This window comes from Streptomyces sp. NPDC047917, assembly GCF_043204345.1.
Lineage (GTDB): Bacteria > Actinomycetota > Actinomycetes > Streptomycetales > Streptomycetaceae > Streptomyces > Streptomyces sanglieri.
On sequence record NZ_JBIDCA010000003.1, the window covers coordinates 283,315 to 297,864 of the forward strand.

Annotated in this window: 9 protein-coding genes; 7 read left to right on the plus strand and 2 right to left on the minus strand. The window is 67.6% G+C overall.

What is annotated here, in order from left to right; all coding sequences use genetic code 11:
- Positions 1–36: 36 nt before the first annotated feature.
- A complete protein-coding gene (locus ACGF8B_RS08140) occupies positions 37–861 on the minus strand; it encodes an alpha/beta fold hydrolase (protein WP_392735851.1) in 825 nt (274 codons plus the stop codon).
- Between the two features lie 70 nt (positions 862–931).
- Between ACGF8B_RS08140 and ACGF8B_RS08145 the strand changes: the two genes are divergently transcribed.
- The 4 genes from ACGF8B_RS08145 to ACGF8B_RS08160 all read left to right on the plus strand — a co-directional run bounded on the left by ACGF8B_RS08145 (position 932) and on the right by ACGF8B_RS08160 (position 6,462).
- A complete protein-coding gene (locus ACGF8B_RS08145; RefSeq protein WP_392735853.1) occupies positions 932–1,336 on the plus strand; it encodes a winged helix-turn-helix transcriptional regulator in 405 nt (134 codons plus the stop codon).
- Between the two features lie 224 nt (positions 1,337–1,560).
- Complete coding sequence (locus tag ACGF8B_RS08150; protein ID WP_392735854.1) at positions 1,561–2,451, plus strand: aminoglycoside phosphotransferase family protein; 891 nt, start codon at positions 1,561–1,563, stop codon at positions 2,449–2,451.
- 259 nt (positions 2,452–2,710) lie between these two features.
- The gene (gene acnA, locus ACGF8B_RS08155) at positions 2,711–5,437 is read left to right on the plus strand and encodes an aconitate hydratase AcnA (protein WP_392735857.1); all 2,727 of its coding nucleotides are present in this window, start codon (positions 2,711–2,713) and stop codon (positions 5,435–5,437) included.
- 380 nt (positions 5,438–5,817) lie between these two features.
- Positions 5,818–6,462, plus strand: a complete 645-nt coding sequence (locus ACGF8B_RS08160) for a histidine phosphatase family protein (protein ID WP_392735859.1) — start codon at positions 5,818–5,820, stop codon at positions 6,460–6,462.
- Between the two features lie 134 nt (positions 6,463–6,596).
- Here ACGF8B_RS08160 and ACGF8B_RS08165 read toward each other — a convergent pair whose 3' ends face one another.
- Positions 6,597–10,442 (minus strand): GH92 family glycosyl hydrolase, encoded by a 3,846-nt coding sequence (locus ACGF8B_RS08165; protein ID WP_392735861.1) that lies wholly within the window; start codon positions 10,440–10,442, stop codon positions 6,597–6,599.
- 500 nt (positions 10,443–10,942) lie between these two features.
- On the opposite strand from ACGF8B_RS08165, the gene ngcE reads away from it, so the two are divergent.
- From ngcE to ACGF8B_RS08180, 3 genes are all read left to right on the plus strand, one after another.
- Positions 10,943–12,391 carry an N-acetylglucosamine/diacetylchitobiose ABC transporter substrate-binding protein gene (gene ngcE, locus ACGF8B_RS08170; protein ID WP_392735863.1) on the plus strand — a complete coding sequence of 483 codons (1,449 nt, stop codon included), beginning with the start codon at positions 10,943–10,945 and terminating at the stop codon, positions 12,389–12,391.
- 50 nt (positions 12,392–12,441) lie between these two features.
- The gene (locus tag ACGF8B_RS08175; protein ID WP_392735865.1) at positions 12,442–13,365 is read left to right on the plus strand and encodes a carbohydrate ABC transporter permease; all 924 of its coding nucleotides are present in this window, start codon (positions 12,442–12,444) and stop codon (positions 13,363–13,365) included.
- 91 nt (positions 13,366–13,456) lie between these two features.
- On the plus strand, positions 13,457–14,374 hold the full coding sequence (locus ACGF8B_RS08180; protein ID WP_392735867.1) for a carbohydrate ABC transporter permease: 918 nt from the start codon (positions 13,457–13,459) through the stop codon (positions 14,372–14,374).
- The last annotated feature ends 176 nt before the right edge of the window (positions 14,375–14,550 follow it).

Below are 14,550 nucleotides of genomic sequence, written 5' to 3' on the forward strand. Positions count from 1 at the left end.
CCGGGGCGGAACATCTCACGCGGTCGACCGGAGTGCTCACCACCTGCCGGCGGCAAGGAACGGCAGAACGCGGGGCAGGATCTCCGCAGAACGAACCCAGCCGCCCCGGTGATCGGCACCGGGTACGGAGAAGAAGCTGCCGCTGGTCCGTTCAGTGACCTTGCGCATCGGTTCGTGCCAGGGGTCGGCCGTGCCGCAGTACATCAGCATCGGGACGTCGGAGGAGGCCAGTCCGGCGTCGAGAGCGCGGTCACGGGAGAACGCCTCGTAGTTGGCGCGCAGGGCCGCCGGATCGGCTGCGTCGATGACGGCGGCCTGCGAAGGATCGGCACGGGCGCCCTGCCGCAGGATGTCGAACGCGTCGGTCTCGGCGGGCAGGCCGAGCTGCTGGAACACGTGATCGCGTGCGGAGGCGAAACCGTCCGCGGGGTCCCACGAGCCGGCGACGACCCGCGCGCACCTTTCCGGCGCGTGCAGGGCCATGGCGAGTGCGGTCAACGCACCCATGGAGTAGCCCCAGACACCGGCCCGGTCGGCACCGATGTCGTCGAGGACGGCGGTGACGCACTCGACACGGCGTTCCAGGGCGTACGCGGCCGGGTCCGTCGGGGCGTCGCTCGCTCCCAGCCCCGGCGGATCGATGGCCACCACCGTGTGGTTGGCGCGCAGCCTCGGGGCGTAGCCGGCGGCACTCCAGCTCGCGCCGGTCTGGAACATCCCCGGATGCAGGACCAGAACCGGCCCGTCTCCGGACACCTCGTAGAAGATCTTCAATCCGTCGCTGTGTGCGGTCGGCACCCGCTCCTCCTTGTCCACTGTCTGCTCGGCGCCCTCGGAATCACGCTCAACAGCGCCTGCCACCAGGAAAGTTACGACTTGTAACAGGCGTCATCCTGGAGCATGCTCAGGCTCTGCGGAAGGAGGCACTTTCATGTCGCGACGGAACACCGGCGTAACGAACCAGCTCACACCGCTGCCCCCGGACGACGCCCAGGTGATCCCCGACTGCCCTTTGAGGGAAGTGCTCGCCCTGATCGGCGACAAGTGGAGCGCCCAGGTGCTGGTCGTTCTCGGCGACGGACCGCACCGCTTCACCGCACTGGAGCGCGCCATCGAGGGCATCAGCCGACGCATGCTGACCTTGAGCCTGCGCAACCTGGAGCGAAACGGGCTGATCACCCGAACCGTCCATCCCGATTCACCACCCCGCGTGGAATACGCCACCACTGCCTTGATCGACGAGATCCGTGAGCCGTTGGAGGCCCTGGCGGCGTGGGCCGACAGGAACCGACCGGCCATCGCGGCCGCACGGCACTCGTACGACAGCCGCGACTGAGCGCGCAGGAAGACGGTGCCCGGGCCGTGACGAATGCGGGACGCGTGGCCACATGGCCGGGGTCTTCACTCGAACGCGGCCGGGCCGGGTGGAATCTGACGTCCGCGTACTGGCTGTCGTCCAAGCCGATCCGGATTGCTTCCGTTGACCGGGATTGCCTCCGTTGATCAGGATTGCTTCCGTCGTTTCGAGCTGGACGAGTGGAAGGGCCCGAGAGATTGACCATGCACGACGACCAACTGGACGTGACCACCGAAATCGTTGCGACCTTGATCGAGGAGCAGTTCCCTCAGTGGAGCGGCAGGGCGGTCCGGCCCCTGTCGTCGACCGGGACGGTCCACGCCATCTTCCGTATCGGGGACAACCTCTCCGCGCGTTTCCCGCTGCGCCCGACCGATGCCGCGGAGGGGCTGGCGGTTCTGGAACGGGAGGCCCGGGCGAGCGCGGAGCTTGCACAGGTGTCTCGGTTCCCCGTTCCGGAACCCGTCGCCCTGGGAAAGCCTGGAGCGGGTTACCCCATGCCGTGGTCGGTCCAGACATGGCTGCCGGGAACGGTCGCCTCCGATGCCGACCCGAGTGGGTCGGACGCTTTCGCCGAGGACCTTGCGGCCTTCATCGCGTCCCTGCGGGACGCCGGGACGCGGGGGCGGTGTTTCAGCGGCGAGAACCGTGGCGGCGTTCTCGCCCACCACGACGACTGGATGGCGAAATGCTTCGAGGAGAGCGAGGAGCTGCTCGACGTGCCGCGGCTGCGCAAAGTGTGGAGCCACCTCCGGGAGTTGCCACGCACGGCTGCCGATGTGATGAGCCACGGTGACCTGATTCCCGGCAACGTACTGGTCACGGGAGACCGGCTCAGCGGCGTACTCGACACCGGCGGCTTCGGCCCGGCCGACCCCGCGCTGGACCTGGTCAGCGCCTGGCACCTGTTGCGACCGGGCCCGCGGGAAGTGCTCCGGCGGGCGCTGGCCTGCGACGATCTGGAGTGGGAGCGGGGCAGGGCGTGGGCCTTCGAACAGGCGATGGGTCTCGTCTGGTACTACGTCGAGAGCAATCCGACGATGAGCGGAATGGGGCGCCGGACACTCGACCGCATTCTGGAGCCTACGAGGTGATGCCGCTTGGATGACAGCGGACACCGGTTGGATTGCGGCGGACACCGGCGCCCCCGCATGACCGTGCGACGGTGATGTACTAGAGTTATCTCGACATCGAGATATATGCCGAAGGCGCACCGCAGTCCGTCAGTCGGTAAGGGTTACCTAACTAAGCCTTACCTTAGCGGATGGTCGAGGAGCCGTAGGCGGCACCACGCGGCGCCCGCCGTAATGAGGCGCGGCGCGGAGTACGCGCACATTGATGAAGGAGACTGTCGTGTCGGCGAACAGCTTCGACGCCCGCAGCACGCTGCGCGTGGGCGACGAGTCGTACGAGATCTTCAAGCTGGACAAGGTCGAGGGCTCCGCGCGCCTCCCCTACAGCCTGAAGGTGCTGCTGGAGAACCTGCTCCGCACCGAGGACGGCGCGAACATCACCGCCGACCACATCCGGGCCCTCGGCGGCTGGGACTCCCAGGCTCAGCCCAGCCAGGAGATCCAGTTCACGCCGGCTCGCGTGATCATGCAGGACTTCACCGGTGTGCCGTGTGTCGTGGACCTCGCCACCATGCGTGAGGCCGTCAAGGAGCTGGGCGGTGACCCGGCCAAGATCAACCCGCTCGCCCCGGCCGAGCTGGTCATCGACCACTCCGTCATCGCCGACAAGTTCGGCACGAAGGACGCCTTCGGCCAGAACGTCGAGCTGGAGTACGGCCGCAACAAGGAGCGCTACCAGTTCCTGCGCTGGGGCCAGACCGCCTTCGACGAGTTCAAGGTCGTCCCCCCGGGCACCGGCATCGTCCACCAGGTCAACATCGAGCACCTGGCCCGTACGGTCATGGTCCGGGGTGGCCAGGCGTACCCCGACACCCTCGTCGGCACCGACTCGCACACCACCATGGTCAACGGCCTCGGCGTGCTGGGCTGGGGCGTCGGCGGCATCGAGGCCGAGGCCGCGATGCTCGGCCAGCCGGTCTCCATGCTCATCCCGCGCGTCGTCGGCTTCAAGCTGACCGGCGAGCTCCCGGCCGGCACCACCGCCACCGACCTGGTGCTGACCATCACCGAGATGCTCCGCAAGCACGGTGTCGTCGGCAAGTTCGTCGAGTTCTACGGTGAGGGCGTCGCCGCCACCTCGCTCGCCAACCGCGCCACCATCGGCAACATGTCGCCGGAGTTCGGCTCCACCGCCGCGATCTTCCCGATCGACGACGAGACGCTGAAGTACCTGCGCCTGACCGGTCGCGACGAGCAGCAGGTCGCGCTCGTCGAGGCGTACGCCAAGGAGCAGGGCCTCTGGCTCGACCCGGCCGCCGAGCCGGACTTCTCCGAGAAGCTGGAGCTGGACCTGTCGACGGTCGTCCCGTCGATCGCCGGCCCGAAGCGCCCGCAGGACCGCATCGTCCTCGCGAACGCCAAGGCGCAGTTCGCCCAGGACGTGCGCAACTACGTCGCGGACGACGAGGAGGCGGGCAAGGAGTCCTTCCCGGCCTCCGACTCCCCGGCCGCGCACAACGGCGTCCCGTCGAACCCGGTCACCGTGACCGCCCCCGACGGCACGACGTACGAGATCGACCACGGCGCCGTCACCGTCGCCGCGATCACCTCCTGCACCAACACCTCGAACCCGTACGTCATGGTCGCCGCGGCGCTCGTGGCGAAGAAGGCGGTCGAGAAGGGCCTGACCCGCAAGCCGTGGGTCAAGACCACCCTCGCCCCGGGCTCGAAGGTCGTCACCGACTACTTCGACAAGGCGGGCCTGACCCCGTACCTCGACAAGGTCGGCTTCAACCTCGTCGGCTACGGCTGCACCACCTGCATCGGCAACTCCGGCCCGCTGCCGGAGGAGGTCTCCAAGGCGGTCAACGAGCACGACCTGGCCGTGACCTCGGTGCTCTCCGGCAACCGTAACTTCGAGGGCCGGATCAACCCCGACGTCAAGATGAACTACCTGGCGTCCCCGCCGCTGGTCGTCGCGTACGCCATCGCCGGTTCGATGAAGGTGGACATCACCAAGGACGCCCTGGGCATCGACCAGGACGGCAAGCCGGTCTACCTCGCGGACATCTGGCCCTCCGAGGCCGAGGTGAACGACGTCGTCGCCAACTCCATCGGCGAGGACATGTTCAACAAGTCCTACCAGGACGTCTTCGCGGGCGACGCCCAGTGGCAGGCGCTGTCGATCCCCACCGGCAACACCTTCGAGTGGGACGCGCAGTCCACCTACGTGCGCAAGCCCCCGTACTTCGAGGGCATGACGATGGAGACGACCCCGGTCGCCGACATCACCGGCGCCCGCGTGCTCGCCAAGCTGGGCGACTCGGTCACCACCGACCACATCTCCCCGGCCGGTGCGATCAAGGCCGACACCCCGGCCGGCAAGTACCTGACGGAGCACGGCGTCGAGCGCCGCGACTTCAACTCGTACGGCTCGCGCCGCGGCAACCACGAGGTCATGATTCGCGGCACCTTCGCGAACATCCGCCTGCGCAACCAGATCGCCCCGGGCACCGAGGGTGGCTTCACCCGCGACTTCACCCAGGCTGCGTCCGCGGGCGATGCCCCCGTCTCGTTCATCTACGACGCCTCGCAGAACTACCAGGCCGCCGGCACCCCGCTGGTCATCCTGGCGGGCAAGGAGTACGGCTCCGGCTCGTCCCGCGACTGGGCCGCCAAGGGCACCGCGCTCCTCGGCGTCAAGGCCGTCATCGCCGAGTCCTACGAGCGCATCCACCGCTCGAACCTCATCGGCATGGGCGTCCTCCCGCTCCAGTTCCCGGAGGGCGCGACCGCCGAGGCCCTCGGCCTCACCGGCGAGGAGACCTTCTCCTTCACCGGCGTCACCGAGCTGAACAACGGCACCACGCCGCGCACGGTCAAGGTGACCACCGACACCGGTGTGGAGTTCGACGCGGTCGTCCGCATCGACACCCCCGGTGAGGCGGACTACTACCGCAACGGCGGCATCATGCAGTACGTGCTCCGCAACCTGATCCGCAAGTAGTCGCGAGGCGGGCAGCAGAGCCGAAGGGCCGCACTCCGGAATTCCGGGGTGCGGCCCTTCGCGTGTCGTCCGGGCGGCCCCTCCGCAGACGGCGCGGTTCGGATCCGCAGCAGGGGCGGGCGTCGGCGTACGGGTCGAGATTCCTGGGCTGCGGCATGCGCCGCGACGCAGCGGCGCGTGGACGTACCGCACCCGGAAGGCCGGGACGTCCCACCCGCAGGACTCCGTGCCGACCGGGCGCACGAGGGCGAGCCGCACCCCGCCGCCGGCCCGGTGGAATGCGATCGTGGGGCCGCAGGTTCACACAGCGACAGTGACAGCGCCGACGGCACCGGCACCGGCATCGGCATCGGCATCGGCAAGGAAAGAGCGGAATCATCATGGGCGAGCTGATCCTGATCCGGCACGGCGAGACGGAGTGGTCGCGGTCCGGGCAGCACACGAGCTACACCGATCTGCCCCTGACCGCCTTCGGGGAACGGCAGGCCCGGGCCCTGGCGCCGCTGCTCGCCGACCGGCGGGTCGCGCTCACCCTCGTCTCTCCCGCCGTGCGGGCCCGGCGCACCGCCGAGCTCGCCGGGCTCGCCGCGCCCCGCATCACACCCGAACTGCGCGAATGGGACTACGGCGGCTACGAAGGGGTGACCACCGACGAGATCCGCCGTACCCGCCCCGACTGGAACCTCTGGACCGACGGCGTCGCTCCCGGCCCCGAGGCGCACCCCGGCGAGACCCCCGCGGAGATCGGGGCGCGCGCCGACCGGGTGCTGGCCGAAGCCGCCGAGGCGGCGAGCCGGGACACGGACGAGGACATCGCGCTCGTCGCCCACTCCCACTTCCTGCGTGTGCTCACCGCTCGCTATCTCGGTCTGACCCCGGCCGAGGGGACGCTGTTCCAGCTCGCCACAGGTGCCGTCTCGCGGCTCGGTACCGAGCACGGGAAGCCGGTCATCACGGCGTGGAACGTGACACTGCCGGAGAGCCTGTTCCCCCGGGCAGTGCCGGAGAGTCCGGAGCGGGACTGAACGGACCGAGCGGGACTGAACGGACCGAGCACGACCGAGCACGACCGAGCGGGAGCCGCGCCGGCCCGCACGCGCCGGCGGCCGGCGCCCCGCCAGGGGTACCGGCCGCCGGCTATGGAGAAGGGGGCGTCGTATCAGGAGAACAACTCCAGCTCCGCCAGCGTGCCTTCACCGGCGAACACCAGGCGGTAGTGCGCGTACGCGCCCGGCTCGCGCACCGAGAACACCCTCGTCTGCCTGTCCCAGGCGAACGATTCGGCCGAGCGCTTGTCGAGGTCCTTCCACGTCGTGCCGTCCGACGAGCCCTGGAGTACCCAGCCGGACGGGGCCCCGGCGGCCTTGTCCGACGTCAGTGTGTACCGGACCGCGTCCGTGGCGGCGGGGACCGGCAGGTCCACCGAGGTGACCTTCGCCGAGGTGGCCGACGTGTCGTCGAACAGGGCGCCGTCGCCCTTCAGCACGTCCGTCCGCGGCGACGCCACCTTGTCGTCCGTGGTGATCGAGGTCGGCGCCGCGTCCTTGCCGGTGCCCCACGACGACGGCTTCGGGCCCATGTCGAAGTCCAGCACACCGCCCTTGGCCAGCAGCTCGTGCGGCAGTGAGGTGGAGGTCCACTTCTTGCCGTTGACCCGCAGACCCTGGACGTAGATGTTCTCCGCGCTGTTCTTCGGCGCCCGGACGACCAGGTCGCGGCCGTTCTCCAGGTGGACGGTGGTCTTCTTGAAGAGCGGGGAGCCGATCGCGTACTCGCCGCTGCCCATGACCAGCGGGTAGAAGCCGAGCGAGGAGAAGAGGAACCAGGCCGACTGCTCGCCGTTGTCCTCGTCGCCGTGGTAGCCCTGCCCGATGGCGCTGCCCGTGTAGAGCCGGCCCAGGACCTCGCGGACCTTCTCCTGCGTCTTCCAGGGCTGGGAGGCCGCGTCGTACATGTAGGTGACGTGGTGCGCAACCTGGTTGCTGTGGCCGTACTGGCCCATCCGCACGTCCCGCGCCTCGGTCATCTCGTGGATGACACCGCCGTACGAGCCGACGAACTCGGGGCCCGCCGTCTCGGGAGTCGAGAAGTACGTGTCGAGCTTCTCGGCCAGGCCGGCGCGGCCGCCGTACAGGTTCGCCAGGCCCCGGCTGTCCTGCGGGGCGGTGAAGGCGTAGCCCCAGCCGTTGGTCTCCGTGTAGTCGTAGCCCCAGACCCGGGGGTCGTACCGGTCCGAGGGGAGCCGCCAGCCGCCCCCGGCGTCCCTGCCCTGGAAGAAACCGGCCTTGTCGTCGAAGAGCCGGACGTAGTTGCGGGCGCGGTCGAGGAAGTACTCGGACTCCTCCTTGTAGCGCTGCTTCTTCGTCTTCCTGTAGAGCGCCTCGCCCATCCGCGCGATGCCGTAGTCGTTGAGGTAGCCCTCCAGCGACCAGGACAGGCCCTCATGGGTGTCGGTGTTCGCATAACCGGTGAACGGTGACGTCACCATGCCCTTGCGGCCGACGCCCGAGGACGGCGGGACCACCGTGGCGTTCTTCAGCGCCGCGTCGTACGCCGCCTCCGCGTCGAACCGCACGCCCTTGACGTAGGCGTCCGCGAACGCGACGTCCGAGGAGGTGCCGGTCATCAGGTCGGAGTAGCCGGGGGAGGACCAGCGGGAGATCCAGCCCCCGTCCTTGTACTGCTGGACGAAGCCGTCCACCATCTCGCCGGCCCTGCCCGGGGTGAGCAGGGAGTACGCGGGCCACGTGGTGCGGTAGGTGTCCCAGAAGCCGTTGTTGACGTACACCTTGCCGTCGACGATCTTCGCCCCGGTGTGCGTCGGGGTGTCGGAGCCGACCTGCGGGGAGAACGGGCTGGCGTACTTGTCCTTGCCGCCGACCTTCTCGAAGCCCGAGTTCGGGTACAGGTACAGCCGGTACAGGCTGGAGTAGAGGGTGGTCAGCTGATCGGCCGTGGCACCCTCGACCTCCACCTTGCCCAGGATGTCGTCCCAGGCCCGCTGCGCCCGGTCCTCGACCCGGCCGAAGGAGCGCGAGGCGGGGATCTCGGCGGCGAGGTTCTGCTTGGCCTGGTCGACGCTGATGAGCGAGGTCGCCAGGCGCAGCCCGACCGTGCGGTCCTTGCCCGCGTCGAAGCGGAGGTAGCCGGTGACATCGTCGCCCCCGCCGCCGGACAGCTTGCCGCTCGCGGTGACCGGCGCGTCGAAGACGCCGTACACGAAGAGCCGGGTGGCGCCGGTCGAGCCGCCGCTCTTCACGTCGGAGAAGCCGGTGAAGGAGCCGGTGGCCGGGTCGAGGGTGAGTCCGCCGTCGTTGGAGACGTTGTCGAAGACGATGCTCGCGTCGTCACCGGGGTAGGTGAACCGCATCCGGGCCGCATGGTCCGACGGCGTCATCTCGGCCTTGAGACCGTTGTCGAAGGTCACACCGTAGTAGTGCGGCCGCGCCGTCTCGTTCTCGTGGTGGAACGGCAGCGCACGCGCCTTGCGGGAGGCGTCCGGGGTGCCGGTGGCCGCCGAGGGCATCAGCTGGAAGGTCTGCCGGTCGCCCATCCAGGGGCTCGGTTCGTGGCTGGCGCTGAACGCCTGGAGGGTCGGCAGGTTGTCGTCGTTGTTGCCCCGCGCGTAGTCGTACAGCCAGCTCGTCGAGCCGGCATTGGTGACCGGTGTCCAGAAGTTGAAGCCGTTGGGGACCGCGGTGGCGGGGAAGTTGTTGCCCCGGGAGAAGGCGCCGCTGGAGTTGGTGCCGCGGACCGTCGACGCGTAGTCGGAGAGGTGGGAGCGGCGCTTCTCGGGCGCCTTCGGGGCGATCTCGATGTCGTCGATCCAGCCCTGGAACTTCGCCGTGCCCTTGGGGGAGTCGTACGCCACCAGGATCCGGTCGACGGTCCTGCCCGCCGCGACGGTGCCGATCGTCGACTCGACCTTGTTCCACTGGTTGACGTACAGCCGCTTGGCGTCGGCCTGGCCCTGCGGGGTGAGCAGCCCGCCGTTGCTGTCGGTGGCCCGCAGATCGCTCAGATACGTGCCGTCCGTGAACGCCAGGTCCACCGAGACATGGGTCGCCGGGTAGGAGAGGTCGGTCTCGCCCATCTGGGGATAGACCAGGTACGACAGTGAGGTGTCACGGGTGACAGCCGTGTTCACGTCGAAGACCTTGTTGTACGAGTACGCCCGGCCGTCCGCCTTGTGCGTACCGGCGTACCGCAGGGCCCGCTTTCCGGTGAAGCCCGCGCCTGCCTTGGCGGTGGGGGAGCCGGAGGGGCCGCGGTCGACCTGGCTGCGCATCTCGTCCGGGGCCGGGGTGGAGGTGTCGCCGTCGGAGAACTGGACGTCGGCGAGCTGGGTGGCGTCCGAGGCGCCGTTGTTCTTCGTGATCCGAAGACGGAAGTGCTGGTATGCGGTGTCAGAGGTGAAATCGTACGACTTCGTCTGGAACCGCTCGGTGAACGTCTGGCCGGTCCGGGAGTCGAGGTCCTGCCAGTCCTTGCCGTCGGCGGAGCCCTGGAGGGTCCAGTCCTTCGGGTCGCGCTCGTCGTGGTCATTGGCCGAAGTCAGTGCGTATGTCACGACCTTGACCGGTTCGTCCAGGTCGAATTCGACCCAACCGGTGGGCTCGAAGGCCAGCCACTTGGTGCCGGATTCCCCGTCGATCAGGTTTTCCTTGACCTCTCCGCCGCCGGTGTTCTCGCCACTGGCGCGGACATCTGTCACCTTGTCGGTGATATTGCCCGGTATTCCTGCGGAGAAGCCGCCATCGACACCCGATGACCGCTTCTTTCCGTCCGGACCCTCTTCTACGGTATTGCGCCAGTCCGGCTGCTTTTCGTCCGCTTCGAACGACGAGCTGAATGTCCGGTCTCCCGAAGGCGGCCGGCCCTTTTCGTGTGCGCCGGCCGACTGTGCGGCGGCGACGGAGGGGGCGGTCACGACCAGAACGAGTGAAGCCGCGATCAGCGCGGCCGTACGGCTTTGTCTCGTGCGAGAACCATGTCGGGGCTGCATGCCGAGCCATTCCTCCCGAGGAGTGCATCTGGACAACGTTGTCAGAGAGATGCGCAAGGTCCAGTAGGGAGCCAAGTGCCGGGACGTGTCAAGGGTGTTGGGTGGGAAGCGCAAGCCGAATCGACCGGAATGCGGAAATCGTTACACCCGGACCAAGAGCGTGCGGGGGCCATGTATCCGCGAGGTCTCAACTCGGGAAAGACTGCTGCTCAAACTCGCATTCGATCTTGCTCAGTCGACCGGAAGTGGACTATACCTGTCGGCGTCCGCACAGCTTTTCCGGTGACGCGGACAAGGGGGACACGGGGGAAGGGCCGAGGACAGCACGACGGGTGCGTCCGATGCCCGGTCTCCCCGATCCCCCCACTGCACATGGCTAGCCTGAAATCAGCACCACCCAAGCGCAACTGACCGCGGTGGCGGGGCCCTTCGCCTGAGGCGAATATCTACGGGCGACCGGTACACACCGCCTGAGTCCTGGAGAAGGCGAGGACTTGAGCATGGGATCCACCTCCGCCCACAAGAATGAGGGCCTTGGCCGTCGCGATGTGATCAAGCGATCGGCCGCACTCGGCCTGATCAGCGTTCCGGCGATGGGCTTCCTGTCGGCGTGCGCCAGCGGCGACAGCAGCAGCGACAAGAAGGTCGACAAGGGCAAGGTCACCAAGACCAACCCGCTCGGCGTGAACGAGACGGCCCCGCTCGAGGTGGTCATCTTCGACGGCGGCTTCGGCCAGCAGTACGCGATCGACGCGGAGAAGAAGTACAACGCGGCGTTCCCGAAGGCCCCCAAGATCAAGCACGTCGCGACCCAGAAGATCCAGTCGCAGCTGCAGCCCCGCTTCAACGGCGGCACCCCGCCGGACCTGATCGACAACTCCGGCGCCGAGCAGATGGACATGGGTGTCCTGGCCAGCAAGAAGCAGCTGCTCGACCTGACGCCGCTGATGGACGCCCCGTCCATCGACGACCCGAGCAAGAAGGTCCGCGACACGCTGCGCCCCGGTGTCCTGGAGATGGGGCAGTTCGACGGCGACCCGGTCTGGATCATGTACTACGCGTACACCGTGTACGGCGTCTGGTACTCGCAGACCGCGCTGGAGAAGCTCGACGCGGAGTACCCCGAGGACTGGGACGCCATGCTCGCCCTCTGCGCGAAGGCGAAGAAGCAGGGCATCGCGGGCTGGACGTACGCCGGTAAGTACCCGTACTACCTGCCGTTCTCGCTCTCCCCGTTCATCGCCAAGATCGGTGGCCGGGAGGTTCTCGACAAGATCGACAACCTGGAGCCGAACGCCTGGAAGGACCCCGCGGTCAAGGCGGCGTTCGAGGCGTACTACGAGCTGTACAAGAAGGGGTACATCCTCAAGGGCACCCCCGGTCTGACCCACATCCAGTCGCAGACCGAGTGGACCAAGGGCAAGGCGCTCTTCCTCCCGAACGGTTCGTGGGTGGAGAACGAGGCCGCGCCGACCACGCCCAAGGACTTCAAGATGATGGTCTCGGCGCCGTCCAGCCTGGACTCGTCCGACAAGCTGCCGTTCGGCACCATCTGGGCCTCCGGCGGCGAGCCCTTCATCGTCCCGGCCAACGCGAAGAACCCGCAGGGCGGCATGGAGCAGCTGCGCATCATGCTCTCCGAGGAGTCCTCGAAGAACTTCACCAAGCAGGTCAAGTCGCTCAGCGCGTTCAACGGCGGCACCGACGGTCTGACCCTGTCGACCGCCATGCAGGCCGGGGTCGACGCGCTGAAGAAGGCCGGCGACAACGTGGTGAACCCGCGCATGCAGGACTGGTACGTGAAGCTCCAGAAGGAGCAGATCGGTGTCGCCGGCATCGGCGAGATGATGGCCGGCCGCGCGACCCCGGCGGAAGCCATCAAGAAGATCCAGGCCTTCGCCGACGCGGCGGCCAAGGACCAGTCCATCAAGCACTACAAGCACCAGTGAGCAACCGTCACCAGCGGCGGCACCCGCAGAAAGATCGGGGTCGGTAAACGATGCAGCACGGCAAGTACCGTTTCATCGTGGGATTCTTGGTACTCCCACTCGCGTTGTACGCGGTCTTCGTCATCTGGCCGTTCATCCAGTCCATCTACTACTCGTTCACGGACTGGACCGGCCTGAGCCCGGACTTCAAGATGGTCGGGTTCGACAACTACACGAGGATGCTGAAGGACGACATCTTCTGGAAGTCGTTGCAGCACAGCGTGTTGCTCGTGCTGCTGCTGCCGCTGGTGACGCTGGGTCTGGCGCTCTTCTTCGCCTTCATGCTCAATGTCGGGGGCCGGCGGCGCAAGAACGCCACGGTCTCCGGCGTGCGCGGCTCAAGTTTCTACAAGATCGCCTATTTCTTCCCGCAGGTGCTCTCGATCGTCATCGTGGCCCTGCTCTTCCAGTTCGCGTTCAACCCCACCAGCGGGATGCTGAATTCGACACTGAAGGGAATCGGCCTGGATTCCATCCAGCCGGACTGGCTGGGCGACCCGAACCTCGCGCTGATCTGTGTCATGACGGTGCTGGTCTGGTCGACGGTCGGATTCTTCGTCGTCCTGTTCTCGGCCGGAATGGCGTCCATCCCGAAGGACTTCTACGAGGCGGCACTGCTCGACGGCGCCAGCCGCTTCACCACGTTCTTCAAGATCACCCTTCCGCTGCTCTGGGACACGGTGCAGTCGGGCTGGGTCTACATGGGAATTCTGGCCCTCGGCGTCGAGGCGTTCACCGCCGTGCAGGTCATGACCGTGGGCCCTGGTGGCCCCGACTACTCGACCACCGTCCTGCCGCTGTACGTGTACCAGACGGCCTTCCGTGACGGGCAGGCCGGCTACGCGACGACGATCGGTGTCGGACTGCTCATCGTCACCCTGGCCTTCGCCGCCATCGTGATGCGACTGGGCCGGCGTGATCGGCTGGAGTTCTGATGCTGCGATTCCCGGGAGACGGTTCCCGGACCCCCAGCAGGCACCACAGGTCGGCCTCCGTGTCCGGCTCGACAGTACGAGGTGAGTACACGTGAAGACGACTGACACTCCCCCCGCGGCCCCGGCCGCGGACCCGGCTCCGGTGGCCAAGGAGCCCGCACCCGCGGCCAAGGAGAAGAGCAGCGAGGGCCAGGTCCTCAACGTCTTCTCGCACGGTGTGCTGATCATCTGGGCGATCCTGGTCGTCCTGCCGCTGCTCTGGGCGGTGATGGCGTCGTTCAAGACGGACGACTCGATCCTGTCGACGCCGTGGGCGCTGCCCGACAAGCTGCACTTCGAGAACTGGTCGCGCGCCTGGAGCCAGGCGCACATGAGCGACTACTTCTTCAACACCATCGTGGTGGTGGGCTGTTCGCTCGTCGGCACCCTGCTGCTCGGTTCGATGGCGGCGTACGTACTGGCGCGGTTCGACTTCCCCGGCAACCGCTTCATCTACTTCCTGTTCATCGGCGGGATGAGCTTCCCGATCATCCTGGCGCTGGTCCCGCTGTTCTTCGTCATGAACAACATGGCCCTGCTGAACACGCGGCACGGACTGATCATGGTCTACATCGCGTACTCGCTGCCGTTCACCGTCTTCTTCCTCACCTCGTTCTTCCGGACCCTGCCGAGCTCGGTGGCGGAAGCCGCGATGCTCGACGGTGCCTCGCACACCCGGACGTTCTTCCAGGTGATGCTGCCGATGGCGAAGCCCGGCCTGATCAGCGTCGGTATCTTCAACTTCCTCGGTCAGTGGAACCAGTACATGCTGCCGACGGTGCTCAACACCGAACCGAAATACCGGGTGCTCTCCCAGGGGCTGGTCGAACTGGCCACCAGCCAGGGGTACAAGGGCGACTGGTCCGGCCTGTTCGCCGGTCTGGTGATGGCGATGCTGCCGGTCCTCGCGGCCTACATCATCTTCCAGCGCCAGGTCGTCGCCGGCCTCACCGCGGGCGCGGTGAAGTAGCCGCCCGGCACCACCCCACCCCCGTACAGACGAACCGCCCGTCGGCCACGCGCCGGCGGGCGGTTCGCGCGTCCGCGGGGCCGTCCCGCGGTGCTCATCCGAGGCTTCGCTTGCTCAAGGTCTTGACGGGGGGTGCCGCAAAACGCTCAGCTTAGAGTTCACATGTTAGAGAAAAC

Excerpts from the sequence above, each read along its gene's own strand:
- ACGF8B_RS08145 (WP_392735853.1), top strand. The coding sequence starts at position 932 with ATGTCGCGACGGAACACCGGCGTAACGAACCAGCTCACACCGCTGCCC.
- ACGF8B_RS08150 (WP_392735854.1), top strand. The coding sequence starts at position 1,561 with ATGCACGACGACCAACTGGACGTGACCACCGAAATCGTTGCGACCTTG.
- ACGF8B_RS08160 (WP_392735859.1), top strand. The coding sequence starts at position 5,818 with ATGGGCGAGCTGATCCTGATCCGGCACGGCGAGACGGAGTGGTCGCGG.
- ACGF8B_RS08165 (WP_392735861.1), bottom strand. The coding sequence starts at position 10,442 with ATGCAGCCCCGACATGGTTCTCGCACGAGACAAAGCCGTACGGCCGCG.
- ngcE (WP_392735863.1), top strand. The coding sequence starts at position 10,943 with ATGGGATCCACCTCCGCCCACAAGAATGAGGGCCTTGGCCGTCGCGAT.
- ACGF8B_RS08175 (WP_392735865.1), top strand. The coding sequence starts at position 12,442 with ATGCAGCACGGCAAGTACCGTTTCATCGTGGGATTCTTGGTACTCCCA.